This window comes from Nonlabens sp. SCSIO 43208, from assembly GCF_050703575.1.
Classification (GTDB): Bacteria; Bacteroidota; Bacteroidia; order Flavobacteriales; family Flavobacteriaceae; genus Nonlabens; species Nonlabens tegetincola.
Window position 1 is genome coordinate 1,510,313 of the sequence record NZ_CP065365.1, and the last position, 18,635, is coordinate 1,528,947.

Annotated in this window: 18 protein-coding genes; 12 read left to right on the top strand and 6 right to left on the bottom strand. The window is 35.5% G+C overall.

What is annotated here, in order from left to right; all coding sequences use genetic code 11:
- Positions 1 to 8 precede the first annotated feature (8 nt).
- From I5168_RS06860 to I5168_RS06870, 3 genes are read left to right on the top strand one after another with little or no spacing between them, the layout of a single operon-like run.
- Positions 9 to 1,607: an amidase family protein gene (locus tag I5168_RS06860; RefSeq protein WP_431471307.1), complete on the top strand. Its 1,599-nt coding sequence runs from the start codon at positions 9 to 11 to the stop codon at positions 1,605 to 1,607.
- A gap of 9 nt (positions 1,608 to 1,616) precedes the next feature.
- Positions 1,617 to 1,946, top strand: a complete 330-nt coding sequence (locus I5168_RS06865) for a hypothetical protein (protein ID WP_167342394.1) — start codon at positions 1,617 to 1,619, stop codon at positions 1,944 to 1,946.
- Between the two features lie 8 nt (positions 1,947 to 1,954).
- Positions 1,955 to 2,563 (top strand): DUF1684 domain-containing protein, encoded by a 609-nt coding sequence (locus I5168_RS06870; RefSeq protein ID WP_105019491.1) that lies wholly within the window; start codon positions 1,955 to 1,957, stop codon positions 2,561 to 2,563.
- Here the strand turns inward: I5168_RS06870 and I5168_RS06875 are convergent.
- Positions 2,560 to 3,399 carry a carboxypeptidase-like regulatory domain-containing protein gene (locus tag I5168_RS06875; protein ID WP_167342392.1) on the bottom strand — a complete coding sequence of 280 codons (840 nt, stop codon included), beginning with the start codon at positions 3,397 to 3,399 and terminating at the stop codon, positions 2,560 to 2,562. The two genes, I5168_RS06870 and I5168_RS06875, sit on opposite strands and share 4 nt — an antisense overlap.
- A 136-nt stretch (positions 3,400 to 3,535) precedes the next feature.
- Between I5168_RS06875 and rimO the strand changes: the two genes are divergently transcribed.
- Together rimO and I5168_RS06885 are read left to right on the top strand one after the other, a co-directional pair.
- Positions 3,536 to 4,840, top strand: coding sequence for a 30S ribosomal protein S12 methylthiotransferase RimO (gene rimO / locus I5168_RS06880; protein ID WP_431471308.1), 1,305 nt, complete (start codon positions 3,536 to 3,538; stop codon positions 4,838 to 4,840).
- 9 nt (positions 4,841 to 4,849) lie between these two features.
- Positions 4,850 to 5,347 (top strand): GNAT family N-acetyltransferase, encoded by a 498-nt coding sequence (locus I5168_RS06885; protein WP_431471309.1) that lies wholly within the window; start codon positions 4,850 to 4,852, stop codon positions 5,345 to 5,347.
- 224 nt (positions 5,348 to 5,571) lie between these two features.
- Here I5168_RS06885 and I5168_RS06890 read toward each other — a convergent pair whose 3' ends face one another.
- Both I5168_RS06890 and I5168_RS06895 read right to left on the bottom strand, forming a co-directional pair.
- A complete protein-coding gene (locus tag I5168_RS06890; RefSeq protein WP_105019487.1) occupies positions 5,572 to 5,976 on the bottom strand; it encodes a hypothetical protein in 405 nt (134 codons plus the stop codon).
- Between the two features lie 46 nt (positions 5,977 to 6,022).
- On the bottom strand, positions 6,023 to 7,519 hold the full coding sequence (locus I5168_RS06895; protein WP_431471310.1) for a hypothetical protein: 1,497 nt from the start codon (positions 7,517 to 7,519) through the stop codon (positions 6,023 to 6,025).
- A gap of 264 nt (positions 7,520 to 7,783) precedes the next feature.
- Between I5168_RS06895 and thrS the strand changes: the two genes are divergently transcribed.
- From thrS to I5168_RS06920, 5 genes are all read left to right on the top strand, one after another.
- A complete protein-coding gene (gene thrS / locus I5168_RS06900; RefSeq protein ID WP_085775115.1) occupies positions 7,784 to 9,730 on the top strand; it encodes a threonine--tRNA ligase in 1,947 nt (648 codons plus the stop codon).
- A 58-nt stretch (positions 9,731 to 9,788) separates the two neighbouring features.
- Positions 9,789 to 10,298: a translation initiation factor IF-3 gene (gene infC, locus I5168_RS06905; protein WP_082586947.1), complete on the top strand. Its 510-nt coding sequence runs from the start codon at positions 9,789 to 9,791 to the stop codon at positions 10,296 to 10,298.
- Positions 10,299 to 10,426: 128 nt separating this feature from the next.
- The gene (gene rpmI, locus I5168_RS06910; RefSeq protein WP_042277675.1) at positions 10,427 to 10,624 is read left to right on the top strand and encodes a 50S ribosomal protein L35; all 198 of its coding nucleotides are present in this window, start codon (positions 10,427 to 10,429) and stop codon (positions 10,622 to 10,624) included.
- 98 nt (positions 10,625 to 10,722) lie between these two features.
- Positions 10,723 to 11,067: a 50S ribosomal protein L20 gene (gene rplT / locus I5168_RS06915; RefSeq protein WP_042277677.1), complete on the top strand. Its 345-nt coding sequence runs from the start codon at positions 10,723 to 10,725 to the stop codon at positions 11,065 to 11,067.
- A gap of 189 nt (positions 11,068 to 11,256) precedes the next feature.
- Positions 11,257 to 12,711: a vWA domain-containing protein gene (locus I5168_RS06920; RefSeq protein ID WP_431471311.1), complete on the top strand. Its 1,455-nt coding sequence runs from the start codon at positions 11,257 to 11,259 to the stop codon at positions 12,709 to 12,711.
- Between the two features lie 204 nt (positions 12,712 to 12,915).
- On the opposite strand, the gene I5168_RS06925 is transcribed toward I5168_RS06920, so the two are convergent.
- The 3 genes from I5168_RS06925 to I5168_RS06935 are packed head-to-tail and all read right to left on the bottom strand — an operon-like array spanning position 12,916 to position 14,920.
- Positions 12,916 to 13,566: an acyloxyacyl hydrolase gene (locus tag I5168_RS06925; protein ID WP_431471312.1), complete on the bottom strand. Its 651-nt coding sequence runs from the start codon at positions 13,564 to 13,566 to the stop codon at positions 12,916 to 12,918.
- Positions 13,547 to 14,533: a DUF6588 family protein gene (locus tag I5168_RS06930; protein WP_431471313.1), complete on the bottom strand. Its 987-nt coding sequence runs from the start codon at positions 14,531 to 14,533 to the stop codon at positions 13,547 to 13,549. Before I5168_RS06930 ends, I5168_RS06925 begins: the two co-directional genes overlap by 20 nt.
- Before the next feature lie 24 nt (positions 14,534 to 14,557).
- Positions 14,558 to 14,920, bottom strand: a complete 363-nt coding sequence (locus tag I5168_RS06935) for a hypothetical protein (protein WP_105019480.1) — start codon at positions 14,918 to 14,920, stop codon at positions 14,558 to 14,560.
- Between the two features lie 107 nt (positions 14,921 to 15,027).
- Here I5168_RS06935 and I5168_RS06940 point away from each other — a divergent pair, with 107 nt between their 5' ends.
- Positions 15,028 to 16,668, top strand: coding sequence for a SulP family inorganic anion transporter (locus I5168_RS06940; RefSeq protein WP_105019479.1), 1,641 nt, complete (start codon positions 15,028 to 15,030; stop codon positions 16,666 to 16,668).
- A 320-nt stretch (positions 16,669 to 16,988) separates the two neighbouring features.
- Entirely contained in the window at positions 16,989 to 18,617 is a 1,629-nt protein-coding gene (locus I5168_RS06945; RefSeq protein ID WP_105019478.1) for an acyl-CoA carboxylase subunit beta, read from the top strand.
- Positions 18,618 to 18,635: the final 18 nt, after the last annotated feature.

An 18,635-nucleotide genomic window follows, 5' to 3' on the forward strand; every position in this document is an offset into this window, starting at 1 on the left:
TTTCAAAGATGAGGTATTTTTCAATTTTCTTTTTGGCTGTGCTTGCAGCGTGTCAATCCACTGATGTAAGCAAGAAAAAAGATGATTTCAGAGAATTCAAGGTAATTGATAGCCAGTATATTTCAAAACAAGACGTGTTTGAAGGTGTGCTGGATGAGGTATTACGCTTTCGCGAAAGCGAAATAGGGAAGAAGTCCTCAATATTGATAGGTCCATACGTCCTTGAAAAATCAATTCCTGAAATTCATACTGCCATCGCAGAAGGAAAGTTTACCTATGAACAACTTACACTGTATTATTTAAGCCGTATTTACGAGTACGACCGTCTTAATAAAAAAGCGATCAATTCCGTAATCCGAATTAATCCCGAGGCTATCGAGCAAGCAAAAAAGGCAGACTCTCAATTAAAGGATAGAGGAACTGCGCTTGATATTCAATATAGTATGTGGGGTATTCCTGTTCTAGTTAAGGATAATATTAATGTATCGGGAATTGCCACTACAGCTGGTGCAGTTGCATTGCTTGAAAATGACGCACGAGATGCAAAAATTATTACAAGACTTAAGGAAGAAGGTGCGGTTATTCTAGGTAAAGCAAACCTGAGTGAATGGGCCTATTACTTTTGCGGTGATTGTCCTAGTGGTTGGAGCGCCGTTGGTGGACAAACATTAAATCCATATGGGCCTAGAAAATTTGATACAGGTGGATCAAGTAGTGGTAGTGGCGCTAGCGTTGCTGCAAATTTTGCGGCGGTTGCAATAGGCTCTGAAACGGCAGGAAGCATATTATCACCATCCTCACAACACGCGCTCGTGGGATACAAACCTACAGTAGGAACACTAAGCGGAAGCGGTATTGTACCTATTTCTAGTTATTTAGATACTGCCGGTCCTATGGCCAAGAATGTCATGGACAATGCAATCCTACTTAATGCTATGACTCAAAATGTAGAAGTAATATCTAAAAAGGAAATCGCTGGATTATATGAATCTAGTTTAAAAGGAAAACGTTTTGGTGTTTTTGCTGGCTTTCAAGAGAACTCATTGTTTTCACAGGCTATTAAGGATATAGAGAGTTTAGGGGCAACTGTAGTGATTCTAGAAGAAAAGGATGTTTCATTAGACGGTTTTATAAGCTTACTTGATCAGGATATGAAACGGGATTTGCCTAACTATTTTACGGGATATGCAAACCAATCGTATCGTGGATATGATTTGGAACGCTTAGTGAATTTTAATAAAATCGACTCGGTGAAAACCATGCCTTATGGTCAACGCTTATTCGACAATATGATCAAAAAAGATTTAATGAGTGAAGAGGATTTGCAAAGCCTTAAAAGAAAGCTTACCACGGCAACTCAAGATTATTTTTATTATTATACAAGAAAAAATAACCTCGATGGTTTTCTTTCCATCAATAATTACACTGCGGCACAAGCAGCTGTAGCATTTTTTCCTGCCATGACAGTTTCTATGGGATATGACGACTCAGGACAACCATACGGTTTAACATTTATTGCACCTACCGAAGAGGATGCCTTGTTGTTCAAGTGGGCAGCAGCTTATGAAAAAGCAACCAACCATAGACAAGCGCCCAAAGGTTATTAATTGAAATATATGAGTCAAGAAAATCAATCTGTTTTATTTACTCCAAAAGGATTAAATATAACTACCAAAATAGTAGCTTTTTACGCTGCATTTTATATAGTTACTTCCATAGTTCCTTTTTTAACGGGCGAAAGAGAGTCCAACGTACTCATGCCAGATAACTTATACACACCAGTATATTTTATAGCTGCAATTCACGCTGTTGTTTTACTTATTAGTGTAGTAACTTTATGGCTTAAGAAACAATCTTGGGTGGTTACATTATTTCTTATTGCGGTAATTCTAGCTTGTAGATTTGCGTATCAAGAAATTGCAAATTGGGTTTACGCCACTTTTTGATTAATTTTATGAAACATATACTAATATTTATAGGATTCCTATGTCTGTTTTCTCAATCACCTGATTATAGACAACAAACTATTGAATTTAGAAAAAAGCAAAATGCAATTTTTAAATCTGGTGATAAATCACCATTATCACAGGATGATAAAAAGGAGTTTGTTGCGTTAAAATACTACCCTTACGACCCGGAATATGTAGTTGAGGCAAATTTCACTCCTGTTGACGACGATTCCACCATTCAAGTAACCACAACAATGAATCAAGTAAGTGATTATGAAAAGTACGGTTATTTAGATTTTAATTTAAAAGGAGAGAGTTATAGGTTGCTAGTCATGTATGGGCCACAATATCGCAATCATCCTGAATATCACAATTTTTTGTCTCTTTATTTTACTGATCAAACTAATGGTGATGAAACCTATGAGGTTGGAAGGTACTTGGAATTAAGAGCTCCATTAAAGAAAAAGGTTGTTCTCAATTTTAACAATACGTACAATCCTTATTGCGCTTATAGGTATGGATATTCTTGTCCTATTCCGCCTAAAGAAAACCATTTAAACACCAAACTACAGGCAGGAGTTAAAAAGGGGATTTTGAAAAAGAAAAGGTTTTAAAATAGATATCCTAGACCAATTGTAAACTCCTCAAATCGTTCCAGGTGCTGGTAATTAATGCTTGCGGTAAAATATTCTTCTCCGATTTTGATACTTCTTGAAAATTGAGTAGAAAATATGTTAGTACTTTTAAAGTAATCGTAGTTTGTATAGTGTCCGATACCTAAAAACAATTCTCCAGCCAAACCAACTCCAACTCCAACCTCTTTAAAATTATTAAGATTATTTGAGTAATCCACATAGGGTAATCTTATATATAAGCTGTGGTTTTTGAATATAGATGAATTCTTCGGAAACCCTAGGGTTAGACTGTGGTAATTGAATTGTAAAGATTCATTACGGAATAATTTTGAGTCTAAATCAATAAACTGATAGTAAGGATCGGTTCTTGAAGATGTTTTTATATAAGTACTAATAAACCCATTTATAAAGAGTCCATTTTCAAAATCACTACCCAAGGACATACCAAAGTTTACTTTTGGAATGAATTGATAATAATCCTGATAGGAGACTCCAATTAATTCGTTATTAATTAGTTTAAATAAACTAATTTTTTGATTGGTGCGATACAATCCACATTCTATCACTATTTCTTCAGAGCTGCTAATTAATATTACGTTTATAATATTCAATAACCCTACTTTAACCTCTTGACTCTCATAACCTACATAACTAAAAACCAAAACATCGCCATCATTGACCATGATGGAGTAAAATCCATCAAAATTTGTCGTACTATATCTTTCTGTTCCTTTTACAGTTATGATTGCACCACCTATCGGGCCATCAGGATCACTAATTACACCAGTGACAGTTCGATTTTGTGCAGTTGTCATACCAGTGAAAATTAGCAATAGAAAAGTGAGAAGAAGATACCGCATATATTATTAAAGATAACTAAATAACAACAATTTTATCCTATAATTTACTTTAACAACATATCCATTACTTCATCGTATTTTTGCAGCCGATATGAGAACAAAGTCAAGAAAGAAAAATAGGATTAATGTTGTAACATTAGGATGTTCCAAAAACGTTTACGATAGTGAGGTTTTAATGGGGCAACTTAAAGCGAGTGGAAAGGATGTCGTTCACGAAGAAGAAGGTAATGTAGTGGTAATTAATACTTGTGGTTTTATTGATAATGCCAAAGAAGAATCTGTTAATACCATACTTGAATTTGTTGAGCGTAAAAATCGTGGTGAGGTGGATCAGGTATTTGTCTCTGGATGTTTGTCAGAAAGATATAAACCAGATCTAGAAAAGGAAATACCAGATGTTGATCAATATTTTGGAACAACCGAACTTCCATCACTTCTCAAAGCACTTGGTGCAGACTATAAACACGAGCTTATAGGAGAGCGAGTGACTACTACACCCAAAAACTACGCCTATTTTAAAATTGCCGAAGGTTGCGATAGACCATGTTCTTTTTGTGCTATACCTTTAATGAGAGGTAAGCATAGAAGTACACCAATTGAGAATTTGGTAATCGAGGCAGAAAAGCTAGCTGCATCGGGTGTTAAAGAACTCATTCTAATTGCTCAAGATCTAACTTATTACGGCCTTGATTTATACAAAGAGCGCAAACTGGCAGACCTTTTACGCGCTTTGGTAAAAGTAGATGGTATCGAGTGGATTCGCCTTCATTACGCCTTTCCTACAGGTTTTCCTATGGATGTTCTTGACGTTATGAATCAAGAACCTAAAGTTTGTTTTTATTTAGACATTCCACTTCAACACATTTCTACAAAGCTGTTGAAATCCATGCGTCGTGGTACTACTTATGAGAAGACTAATGCGTTGTTGTCACGCTTTCGCGAAAGCGTACCCAATATGGCAATTAGAACTACTTTAATAGTAGGATATCCAGGAGAGACAGAAGAGGATTTTCAGCTGTTGAAAGATTGGGTAAAAGAACAAAGATTTGAACGACTAGGCTGTTTTACCTATTCTCATGAAGAAAATACACATGCTTATCAATTAGAGGATGATGTACCTGAAGAGGTTAAACAGGAAAGAGCCAATGAAATTATGGAAATTCAATCTCAAATTTCGTGGGAACTTAATCAAGAAAAAATAGGTCAAGTTTTTAAGGTCATGATTGATCGTAAACGAGGTAATTATTTTGTAGGTCGTACCGAGTTTGATAGTCCAGATGTTGATAATGAGGTACTCATTGAGGCTGCAGATCATTATTTGTCTGTAGGTAGTTTTGTTAATGTGAAAATTACGGATGCTCAAGACTTTGACCTTTATGGAGAGCCTGTGTCTTAAAAATAAATCATGGAACTTAAATTTGTAACAGCTCAATCATCTGACTTTCCAGTTGTGGTCGAATTGTTACAAAAAGCGGCACGTCACCTTAAAGAATCAAGTGTTGATCAATGGAGCTATTGGTTACAACCACCAGAGGATAAACTTCAATGGGTGCAACAAGGAGTTAATGCTGCCGAGTTTACCTTAGTTTATTCTCATTCAATTCTAGTAGGGATGTTCCGATTAATGAAGGATGACATTCCTTATTGGGGAAAACAAGATATCGCCGCATTCTATATTCATTCGTTGGTGATTCATCCAGATTATACGGGAAATCGTATAGGTATTAAATTGATGAAAGCTATAGAAAAAAAGGCTGTTAGTCATAGAATAGGTGTGCTTAGGTTGGATTGTCTAGCTAACAATGAAAAACTATGTTCTTATTATAAAGGTATGGGATTTAAGCCAGTAGGGACAGTCCACATGCCACACTCTACTAATCAATTGTTTGAAAAACACCTTTAATTGCCCTTGCAATAAAAATCATGGACTTTTTCCTGTTCACAATATTTTAAACGGTTAAGAACTTTAGGGCCGATTGTTTTATTTTGAGTAAAGAAATTAATTAATCTGAAAATTGAAGTCTCATAGAATTTCATAATGTTTTTGCTTTTAAAATACATTACAAAGTTCTATTATGATCTACCTTAGTTATAGGTTATTATTTCCTTATTTCAGGTATAAATGTCCTATGATTTGATTTCAAGACTGTAGTATTTGCTTGTAGTATCTGTACACAATCCATCACCTTCATACGATTCGTCCCAAAACTCAGGTTCTACGTATAGTTCAACCTCAATAGAATAGCGTCCAGGTTGTGATGGAGTGCCAAAAAGGACCAACTCTCTTCCGTAAACTTCGTAATCCATTCCAGCAGGTAAATGATGAACGGTAAAATAGTAGTAATAGCCGTTGTCGTTAGGGTTATTATCAATTTCGGCATTCAAACTGTCTTCGTAATATGAATCTACAACGCCTGTTGAAAGTTTTGTATCATTTAGTTGCGGTTTTGCACCCCAAATGTCGCAATCGTTTATGATGTTACACGAGACTGTAGTAATAGCTAAAATTAAAATTAACAGCAGCTTTTTCATATTCTTATTTGATATCGTGAAATGACATCAAATTTTAGACCAAACTCTAATAAATACTACCGTCTGGATTTACTAATTCACCAGAATTATTTTTCAAAATAAGAATGGAGTTTTTTAATTGCCATTTAATAGGTTGGCCCTTAATGTTTATAGAACCAGAATGCGAATTTTTTGTAATACTTTTTTCTAGTGATAAGATTACCTTACCCAGAGAGTTATAAATGTCGGTTCGGTTTTTATAACTGCGATAAAAGCTTTGATCGCCATTAATGATTAGTGTGCCTTCGGAAAGTGCTATTTTATTTTCATCAACTTTTTGAGTTACAACCTCATCCTTATTTTCTACAACTAGTTCTTGTAGTTTTTCTAGACCAACCATTCTTTCTTCATAGCTTTTGTCAATCTCCATAAGTGCTTGCTCGCTTAGGTCTCTTTCTCGTTGAATTCTTTCTAACTCTTTTTTAAGTTCTTGTTCTTTTAATTTGTTTTGTATGGCTTGTGCTTTTCTTTTTTCTTCTTCAATTAATGCTAGCTTTTCTTCTTGAGTAAGTTTAAGTTGCGCAATTTGGTCTCGTTGTATTGCGGCACTGTCTTGCTTTATTTGAACCAGTTCTCTGCGCATTTCTTCTTCTTTTTGTAACCTTTCTTTTTCGGTTCTGAAAGCTTCTTTTCTACTTTCTTTAATAGCGGCAATTGTTTCTTTAGTTTCTTTAATCTTTTGATCTCTCAATTCGCTTTGTCGTTGTAGTTTTTCTCTTTCTTTTCTTATAGAATCCAGTCTTCTTTGCTCGATTAAGTTTTTATTTTTTATTGCCTCTATTTGCTGTTTGAGAAGTTCTTTATCGTTATTGATTTTATTTAATCTTGCTGCTTCCAGTTCTTTTTTACGTTCTAGTTTTTCGTTTTCGACCTTTTTGAGGCGATTCAATTTTTTTGCAGCAGCAATGGAATCTAATTCGTTCTTTTTAATTCTTTGCTCTTGTAAACGCTCTTGCATTTCCTCTTGCCTTTTAAGGATTGCTGCTTTCTTTTTCTCTCTTGCAATACTTGCTCGGTCTCGTGCTGCTTGTTGTTTAAGTTCTTGTTTAGTTCTTATGCTTGTTGGCTCAGTAGATGTACGGTTTGAAGCTGTTGAGGTATTTTGATCTATTTGGGTTGTAGGTTCTTGTATTGGTGGATTGCAAGTTCCTGCAGTTAACAGTTCATCCTTTTTACTGTCTATCTTAATACATATGTCTGCTATACCGTTTTGACTTGATAAATTGAATGATTTTTCATTATTCAATTTATCACTAAAGTATAGGCCTAGTTCAGTAGTTGTTCCACTTGTACGCTTATAGGATGTGATTCTTGTAGAGATATTGTGTTCTTTTTTAAGTTTTTTGATTAACTCAAATAAGGTTACACGATCGGTACTTTTATCTATTTTATAGATTAATTCAGAAACGTTTTTTGATTCATTGCTCGCAGAATAAAGGTTGCAATGAAATAAGAAACATGATAAAAAAAGTGCCCACTTACATTTCCCTAATAATGCTTTCATGAGAGGTTGATTATATGTGGTTAAAGTTACATAAAAAATGACAGGCTTTCCAATAGCTAATTTGTTGTAGTTGAGAAAGTTTATCTAATAAAAATGACTTTTATCTAATAGATTTAAATCTCCAGAGTTGTAAATGGTTGTTCATAAACTTTCAAGTCAATAATAATCTATTTTTTCAACTTCTTAATTAACCATAAGTTTAATCTATGTATGCTTTGTTAATAGGCTTAAAAGATTACTTTTGTTTATTCATATTTTGTACTTATGATTAATATTACATTACCAGACGGTAGTATCAAACAAATGGAGAGCGGCTCAACACCTATGGATGTCGCAATGAGTATTTCTCAAGGATTAGCGCGCAATGTTATTAGTGCTAGCTACAATGGGAAAAAAGTAGAAACAAAAACACAGCTTACCGAAGATGGAGATCTTATTCTTTACACCTTTAAAGATAAGGAAGGTAAAGAAGCCTTTTGGCATTCAACCTCACATGTTATGGCTCAGGCTATTGAAGAATTGTTTCCTGGAGTGAGTTTAACAATAGGGCCAGCTATAGATAATGGATTTTACTACGATATAGACTTTAAAGAGCACAGTATTTCTGAAAGTGATATTCCAAAAATTGAGGCTAAAATGTTGGAAATCGCTCGAGGTAAACATGAGTTTGAAATGCGCAGTGTTTCAAAAGAAGATGCGCTAGATTTCTACAAAAAACAAAATAACGAGTATAAGGTAGAACTTATAGAGAACCTTGAGGACGGGACGATTACCTTTTGTGATCACGATTCATTTACTGATTTGTGTCGCGGTGGTCACATTCCTAATACAGGAATAATTAAAGCTGTAAAAGTAATGTCTATTGCTGGTGCTTACTGGCGTGGTGATGAAAATAATACACAGCTTACTAGAGTTTATGGTATTTCTTTTCCTAAACAAAAGGACCTTAAAGAATATCTAGAATTACTTGAAGAAGCAAAAAAACGCGACCATAGAAAATTAGGTAAGGAATTACAGTTATTTACTTTCTCACAGCGAGTAGGTCAAGGTCTTCCATTATGGTTGCCAAAAGGTGCTGCATTACGTGAGCGATTAGAGAACTTCCTAAAAGCAGCTCAAAAGAAAGCTGGTTATGAAATGGTGGTAAGTCCTCATATAGGCTCAAAAGAATTATACGTTACGTCAGGACATTATGCTAAATATGGTGAAGATAGTTTTCAGCCTATTACCACACCAGCTGATGATGAAGAGTTTCTTCTTAAACCGATGAACTGTCCTCATCATTGTGAGATTTATAAAAGTACACAATGGTCATACCGAGATTTACCAAAACGCTTTGCTGAGTTTGGGACTGTTTATCGTTATGAGCAAAGTGGTGAGCTACATGGTCTTACTCGAGTACGTGGATTTACTCAAGATGACGCTCACATCTTTTGTATGCCAGAACAACTAGATGAAGAGTTTAAAGCAGTTATAGATTTAGTATTATACGTTTTTGGTTCGTTAGGATTTGAAAATTTCACCGCACAAGTGAGTGTAAGAGATCCGCAAAAACCAGAAAAATATATAGGCGACGTTAATAACTGGGAAATTGCAGAAAACGCGATCATCAGCGCGGCACGAGATAAAGGTTTAGATTATGTCATTGAAGAAGGTGAAGCTGCTTTTTATGGTCCTAAACTTGATTTTATGGTAAAAGATGCTCTAGGCCGTAGCTGGCAGTTAGGAACTATACAAGTAGATTACAATTTGCCAGAAAGATTTGATCTGTCTTATAAAGGAGCTGACAATGAGTCACATCGACCAGTGATGATTCACCGTGCGCCATTTGGATCAATGGAGCGCTTTATCGCAATTTTACTAGAGCACACAGGTGGTAACTTCCCATTATGGCTTATGCCAGAGCAATGTACTATACTGTCTCTCAGTGAGAAATATGAAAATTATGCAAAAAAGGTAGCAGATTCTCTAGGAAATTACGAAATTCGCACTATTGTTGATAATCGTGCAGAGACCATGGGTAAAAAAATCCGTGAGGCCGAAATGAATAAAATCCCTTACATGATCATTGTTGGGGAACAAGAAGAAAAGAATGGCACTATTTCTGTACGTAAACATGGTGGAGACGATTTAGGTAGTATGGATGTTTCCGCTTTCGCGAAAGCGATACAAGAAGAAATCGATGCTACCATGAAAAAATTTGAAGTTTAATTAAAATTATATAGCCATAGCAATACGTAGACGCAGAAGCCGCGGACCGGCTCGAATTATTAAAGAAGATAAGCACGCAATTAATGAGAAAATTCGTGCAAGAAAAGTTAGATTAGTAGGTCAAGGTGAACCTAGAGTAATGGACACCCGTGACGCATTGAAAGAAGCGCGCGAGCAAGAACTAGATCTTGTTGAGATTTCTCCTAACGCAGAACCGCCAGTAGTTAAAATTCTTGACTACAAGAAATTTGTTTATGAACAAAAGAAGCGTGAAAAAGCCATGAAGGCAAACGCAAGTAAGGTGGTTATTAAGGAAATACGTTTCGGTCCTAATACAGATGATCACGATTATGAGTTCAAGAAAAAACACGCCGAGAAGTTTTTGAAAGAAGGAGCTAAATTAAAGGCCTATGTTTTCTTTAAAGGACGTTCTATAATCTATAAAGATCAAGGTGAAATATTGTTGCTTAGACTTGCTCAAGATCTTGAAGATCTAGGTAAAGTAGAACAAATGCCTAAAATGGAAGGTAAACGTATGAATATGTTTATCGCTCCTAAGAAAAAATAAGACGAACTTTTTGCTTGATCGCATTAATAATTCAAGGAAAAATAATATTTTTGCAGTCCTCTTAAAAGAGGGCTGTTTTTTTATGGTCATTTTTTAAGTGGAAATGCGAGAAATTAAAAAAGGAAATTATGCCTAAAATGAAAACTAAATCTAGTGCAAAGAAGCGTTTTAAGCTTACTGGTACTGGAAAGATCAAAAGAAAGCACGCTTTTAAAAGTCACATCCTGACAAAGAAAAGCAAGAAAAGAAAGTTAGCTCTTACTCACGATACACTTGTGCACAAGAGTGATGAAAACAATATCAAGTTACAACTTAACCTTAAGTAAGCTGTAAACCTTGATGGTTTATTAATTAATAAAAACCCAATAGTCAGGCTTTTAAAAGTGCTGTTAAAACAGTCGCCTACTATTAAAAAATTAAAATTATGCCTAGATCAGTAAATGCTGTAGCTCGTAGAGCTCGTAGAAAAAAAGTCCTTAAGCAGGCAAAAGGTTACTTCGGACGTCGTAAAAACGTTTGGACAGTAGCAAAGAATGCGGTTGAGAAAGCAATGTCTTACTCTTACCGTGATAGAAGAAATAAAAAGAGAACTTTCCGTCGTTTATGGATCACTCGTATCAATGCAGGTGCTCGTTTACATGGAATGAGTTATTCTCAATTTATGGGTGCTGTAAAGAAAAACGATATAGAACTTAATCGTAAAGTTCTTGCAGACCTAGCAATGAATAATCCAGAGGCTTTTAAAGCTATCGTGGAAAAAGTAAAATAAGGTGTAACCACCTCTCGCATCAAATTAAATCCCGATCTGATATCAGATCGGGATTTTTTTTCAGCGCGTTTTAATTTACTTGTCTTAGCGTTTTTGTGAAGATCCTTATTTATGTTCCTTTCTTCATAAATGATACACTCTTTTACGCAACCTTTTAAGGAAATGTGTATCTATTCTAAAAACGCAACCATGAAAAAATTACTATCACTTTTAATTATTACACTATTTTTTGTGATTTCTTGTGAGGATCAAGGAATGTTTTACAATGACTCCCCATTCCCAGAACCATTTTCAGGCGATCAGTATAATGAAGTTACAGAAAATCCTTTTCTTGACGTTACTGAATTTCCAATTTCTACATTCTCAATAGATGCCGACGGTGGTTCTTATTCTAATGTAAGGCGCTTTTTACAGCAGGAAGCGGTTTTGCCACCTGTTAATGCAGTGCGCACTGAAGAAATCATTAATTATTTTGATATGAATTATGATGATGATTTTTCAACTAGTCCTATAACTATAAATGGAGAGATTACAAGCTGTCCATGGACAAATGGACATAAGCTTGCTAGAATAGGTATAAAAGGAAAGGATATTGATCTTACAACCGTTGCAGGTAGTAATTATGTTTTTTTAATTGATGTCTCAGGAAGTATGTCTTCGCCAGATAAACTTGGTTTGCTTAAATCTGGGTTTAAATTTTTGGTGGATGAACTCAATGATGATGATATTGTTTCAATTGTTACTTATGCTGGTGCAGATAGGGTGGTTTTAGATGGCGCTCCAGGAAGTGATAAAATAAGAATAAAACAAGCTATTGACGATTTAGGTTTTGGTGGTGGAACTGCAGGTGCAAGAGGTATCATTACGGCTTATGAAATAGCACAATCCTATTATATAAATAATGGAAATAATAGAGTGATTCTAGGTACCGATGGTGATTTTAATATTGGAGTATCTGATCAAGAAGGTCTTATTGAACTTATAGAAGATAAAAAAGAATCAGGTGTCTTTCTAACAGCTTTAGGTGTAGGTAGAGGAAATTTAAATGAAGGAACCTTAGAGCAATTGGCTAATAAAGGAAATGGGACCTATGAATATATTGACAAAACAGAACAGTTGCTGAAAGTTTTTGTTCACGAACGAAATAAATTTTTTACCGCTGCTCAGGATGTAAAAATTCAAGTAGAATTTTCTCCAACTGAAGTGCAAAGTTATCGACTTATTGGATATGCAAACAGGTTGCTACAAGATGATCAGTTTGAGGATGACGAGGAAGATGCTGGGGAAATAGGTCGCGGGCAATCCATTACCGCCTTTTATGAGATTGTACCTGCATCAACAGCAGGAAGTGCTAATCAACCTAGTCTCAAGGTTAATCTAAGATATAAAGAGCCAGTTAACTCAACCAGCAATTTACTAGTGGAAGAACTCTTAGATGCTAATCTTGATTTTAGTGCGAGCTCATCACAGCAAAAATTAGGTGCTGCTGCAGCTAGTTTTGGAATGAATCTTAGGAACTCTAGCTATAAAGGCAGTTTCAATTACGGTGATATAGAACAGGTTTTACAGTCGGTACAATTGAGTGATCCACATGGATACATTCAAGAGTTTAAAGAGCTTGTTCAAATTGCTGATAGACTTTAATGGTATTGAGTTTATATTAGGTTATCAATGAAAAAGGGATGCAAGCACAGCATCCCTTTTTTTGTACAATAATTACTACTTAATTGTATTCTTAGATGATGTAAAATTATAGGATAGAGTAGGATAGAAATGCTAATTAAACAGTAATCTCGTAATAAAGTTGTGTGAATTTTTAAGAGTTTAATAAGTTAATTAAACTTATTTCTAGAACAAGTAAGCATAACTTATTTGAAATCCTGAACTGTTGTGACCGCTATTAGGAAATTTTAAACCTGCATTTGAGGTATGTCTTAAGCTATAGGTTATTATAAATTCATGCTCATCTACTTGATATTGTGTTCCAATACTCAAAACATCTGAAAAAGAAAAACCTCGTTTCAGCCTTTCGGTAGTTTGTGTGCCGTACATAGGACCTATACGAATTTGAATAAATGGTTTTATTTCAAAATTCCAGTTGTAAACTGTTTTCAGTCCTGCATGTGCTACGTATTCGTTAAATGATCTTGCCTGTGTGAATCTATCACGTCTTTCTTGAAAATCTTCTTGATCTGGTGTGATAAAATAAAAGTTAAGCAATTGATGATCTACCTGATATAGTGCCGTCTCAATTGAGGTGTGAAAGGTCCATCTGCCACTTTGCCATTGCTGCCATTCATAAAATATGTGAGCCGACTTTGTTTCATAAATATAATCGTTGCTCGTTCCAGGAAAAGATTGCTGTGTGTGCCAGCCATATCCGATACCGATTTTCCTGTTTCTAGCCGATTTTTCTGGTGAAGTTTCTTGTGCTTGAACCGATATACTTACTATTGAAACAAGTAAGAAAATGAAACTATTAATTGATCTTGTAAACACCACCTAAACTTAAATTAGCATAATGAGCCACACTTAATTGAGATGTGACACTCCATTTATTCCAGTTGTAAGTGGCGCCTAGATCAAATCGATAAGACTGTTTAGTCTCACCAAGAGCTACGAGGACCTCGTTAAATAAGTTCAGAAACGTACCTTCACTTCCCGTAAGTCGATAATCAATCCAACTATTTGTATAACCTACACCACTAGAAAATGTCCAATTGTTATAATCCTTACTTGCAATTAATTGGACAATAACAGCATGCGAGTCAATTAAAGCACCATCAATAGTTGTAAGCGCTGTTCCTTGATTTGATTCTATAGTATAAGGGTCAAATATTAAATTAAAATCAAAAAGAGAATAATTGGCTAGAACTGCTAGCTCAAAATCACGATTTGAACCAAAGAAATATTGGCTTAAATTATGTTTAAGCCCAAGACCGTATAAACTAAAATTAGATTTATCCAAGGTGATTTTTGGCGCAAATCTTACAAGCAATTCAGTTTCGGCCCATAAGCCTACGTTAGCTTGTAAAAAGGGATGTCCTAGTACTTCGGATGATATGCCTTCAAAAACTTGAAGTTCATACTCTTCACCTTCCACGGTAAAGTCAAAAAACGTTCGTTGTTCCGGACCTAAGGCTGTAGGTATTTTAGCCTCTGTGCCGCCTCGTATTCTCAAATTGTTAAATTTATCGTTATTTACTGTGAAGAATTGCTTTTTCTCAGGAGCAACTAGCGCATTAGCATGTAAGCCTATGCTCGTCTTAAATTTTGGTAGTGCTTTAGCACTGTAATACCAGGCTGCTCCTGCTTGCGTAACACTGGCTTCAGCTGCTGGTTCAATATACCCATCCAGATAGACAAGTAAATCTTCTAAAACAACTTCAATATCATTTTGAGCTCGTAGTGTTTCCGCTTTCGCGAAAGCGAGAAAAACAATAACTAACGGGACATATTTTTTCATAGATTGATTTTTAAGGAATTCACCTTATTTTACGTTGGTACTATTAAAACTCCTGACAGACTTCTCTTCAATACGCCATAATAAAAACGGTAAAGAGGTTAAACCACCATAAATGAAATAAACTGCTTTACCTAGTGCCAAATATTTACCTATAAAGAAAAATGTACTTAAGAATGCTACAGCTCCTATTATAAATCCTATCGAGATGATAAGCTGATTTGTTTCGGCTTTAATCTTTTTAATTGGTGTTGATTGTTGTGTGTGGCAATGACTGCACTGTGACGCAATTGAATCACCGTATTTCATTTTGATTTCAACACGATCTTTTCCCTTAATCTTTAAATTGAAATGGTTGCCACAACTGGTACACCTTGTGTATAAGTTCATGAAGTTCTTGGTTAACTGGTTTTCAAATATAAATAACTTATTCAAGGTTTTATAAACCTTAAAAAGCGATTACCTTTGCGCCCTTTAAAATACAGCAGTTCACAAGCATGGCTAAAATTTTCAACAACTTTACAAAATCTCCTAAAAACGATATTCTTGCGGGAATTACGGTATCGCTAGCTATGATTCCAGAGGTAGTGGCCTTTGCATTTGTGGCTGGTATAGACCCATTAGTGGCACTTTCAGGAGCGTTCATAATAGGATTAATAACTGCTTTATTCGGTGGTCGTCCTGGTTTAATATCGGGTGCTGCTGGTGCTGTTGCAGTGATATTTGTTGATCTTATCATCAAAGGTCATGAAAAGGGTATGGCCTTTGAAAACCCAGTAGAAAATATGGGTTTTTACTACCTTTTTGCCACGGTAATCTTAATGGGTGTTATTCAAATAGGAGCAGGTGTTTTTAAGATAGGTAAATTTGTTAGGTTAATACCACATCCAGTAATGATGGGATTTGTGAATGGTCTTGCGGTAGTGATTTTTATCGCGCAAGTAAAAATGTTTTCACATAAAAATCCGGTTGTGGGAGAAGATGGAGTTACACGATATGTATCCACCTACATGCAAGGAACTGAATTGTGGACGATGATTGCGCTTGTGTTATTAACCATGGGAATTATATGGTTATTACCTAAACTTACTAAAAAGATACCAGCTGCATTAACGGCAATCATAGTTACAACTGCTGTTGTTGTGATAAGCGGTATGGAGGTAAGTACAGTAGGTTCCTACATAATTGAAGGTGGTGGGACAGGTTTAAAGGGTGAATTACCTACTTTTAATACTGATCTTTGGAGCAACTTACCAATCAATTTTAAAACTTTTCAATTCATCCTTCCTTATGCTTTTCTTGCCGCTGCGGTTGGTTTAATTGAATCCTTGATGACCATGAATTTAGTCGATGAACTTACCGAGACACGTGGTAGTGGTAATCGAGAATGTGTGGCGCAAGGTGCAGGTAATATTGTGAGTGGACTTTTCGGAGGAACAGGTGGTTGTGGAATGATTGGTCAAACAGTAATTAATATTAATGCCGGTGGTCGTGGTAGACTTTCTGGGGTTATGATGGCAATTACCTTGTTAACGTTTTTACTGTTTACAGATAAACTAATAGAGCAAGTTCCCATCGCAGCGTTGATAGGTGTAATGTTTATGATGGTTATTGACACCTTTGCTTGGTCAAGTTTCAGGATACTTAATAAAATTCCAAAATCTGATGCTGCTGTTCTGATAACTGTATCAGTAGTTACAGTTATTTTTGATCTTGCAATTGCTGTTTTTGTAGGTGTAATTATAAGTGCTCTTGTTTTTGCTTGGGAAAGTGCCAAAAGAATTAGAGCGAGAAAACGTATTGAAGATGATGGAACCAAGGTGTATGAAATTTGGGGCCCATTATTTTTTGGATCAGTGACTGATTTTAATAAGAAATTTGATCCTAAAAATGATCCACAAAAAATTAAAATAGATTTTATTGAATCTAGGGTTCAGGATCATTCAGGAATTGAAGCACTACGAGAGGTTGTAAATAAATATCAAGCACAAGGAAAAGAAGTGAAGCTGACCCATTTAAGTCCTGAGTGTAAAGAATTACTCATGCGTCGTAATCCTGAATTTGATACTATTATTGAAAGCAGTGTTGAGGATCCACGGTACCATATTGCTACCGATTTATTAGATGCAGAGGTTTAAGGAAGAATATTTTAACCTTCCTCTTTAAACACTTCTCAGGTAGATTTAATTCTTATTATTGATTAACACAGAATGCGTGCAATGTATGGCATTGTTGCATGGATTTTCACGTAATAATAATTTGGATAATGTTACGAGAAGTGATTTAAATCAATTGTGTTGAACTCTCATTAACATAATTTTAAGTTTTTAGACTTGAGGCTTACGTTTTAATTCATTGATTAATAAGGGCTTTTGAATTCATGTTAATTCTTGTTTAAACCAGTTATATTCTGCGTTTCAGGTTGAGATTTGCTATTTTTGGGAAAACTACGCAATCGATGGATATCAACTTTAATAAAAACGAAGATCACAATAAATTACTATTAAGTACTCTCAAAAAAAGATTTGCTCAAGTTTCATTAGGCGGTGGGCAAAAACGCATTGATAAGCTCCATGCTAAAGGTAAGCTTACTGCAAGAGAAAGAATCGATTATTTATTGGATGATCCATCCAATGCTATTGAAATAGGAGCCTTTGCTGGTGAAGGAATGTATGAGGAACATGGTGGTTGTCCTAGCGGTGGAGTAGTAGTTAAAATTGGTCATGTTCAAGGTAAACAAGTTATCGTAGTCGCAAATGACGCTACGGTTAAAGCAGGAGCCTGGTTTCCTATTACGGGTAAGAAGAACCTTAGAGCCCAAGAAATTTCCATTGAAAATAAATTACCGATTATCTATTTGGTAGATAGTGCAGGAGTGTACTTACCTATGCAAGATGAAATATTCCCAGATAAGGAACATTTTGGTCGCATCTTTCGTAATAACGCAGTTATGAGTAGTATGGGAATCACTCAAATTGCTGCTGTTATGGGTAGCTGTGTTGCTGGTGGTGCTTACTTACCTATAATGAGTGATGAGGCTCTTATAGTTGATAAAACAGGTAGTATCTTTTTAGCTGGAAGCTATTTGGTTAAAGCAGCCATTGGAGAAAGTATCGATAATGAAACCTTAGGTGGTGCAACTACTCACTGTGAAATAAGCGGTGTTACTGATTATAAGGCTAGCGACGATAAAGATGCCTTAGATAAAATCAAGAATATTTTTGACAAAATTGGAGACTTTGAAAAGGCTGGTTTCAATAGAAAGGAATCAGTAGAACCTTCTCTGGATCCAGAAGAGTTATTTGGTACGCTTCCGCGAAAGCGTAGTGATCAATATGATATGATGGATATCATCAATCGTATGATCGATGCGGATACATTTGAAGAATATAAATCTGGCTATGGCCAAACCATCGTAACTGGATATGCTAGAATTGATGGATGGGCAGTTGGTATAGTGGCTAACCAAAGGAAAATTGTAAAAACCAAAAAAGGTGAAATGCAATTTGGTGGTGTTATCTATAGTGATAGCGCCGATAAAGCAACTCGTTTTATTGCCAACTGTAACCAAAAGAAAATACCTTTAGTTTTCTTACAAGACGTGACTGGCTTTATGGTAGGTTCCAAGTCAGAACACGGTGGAATCATAAAAGATGGTGCCAAAATGGTAAATGCAGTTTCAAATAGCGTGGTTCCTAAATTCACTGTAGTAGTAGGAAACAGTTATGGTGCTGGTAATTATGCTATGTGCGGTAAAGCCTATGATCCTAGATTAATCGTCGCATGGCCTAGCGCAGAACTGGCAGTAATGTCTGGAAATAGCGCTGCTAAAGTACTCATGCAAATTGAAAAAGCATCGCTAGAAAAATCGGGTGAGAAACTGAGTGAAGCAGATGAAAAAGCACTGTTTGACAAAATCAAAAATAGATATGACGATCAGGTTTCTCCTTATTATGCAGCTGCACGATTATGGACTGATGCTATTATAGATCCGCGCGATACACGCAAGTGGATTTCTATGGGAATAGAAGCCGCAAATCATGCACCTATTGAAAAGGATTTTAATCTTGGGGTGATACAGACATAATTATAATATTGCTACATG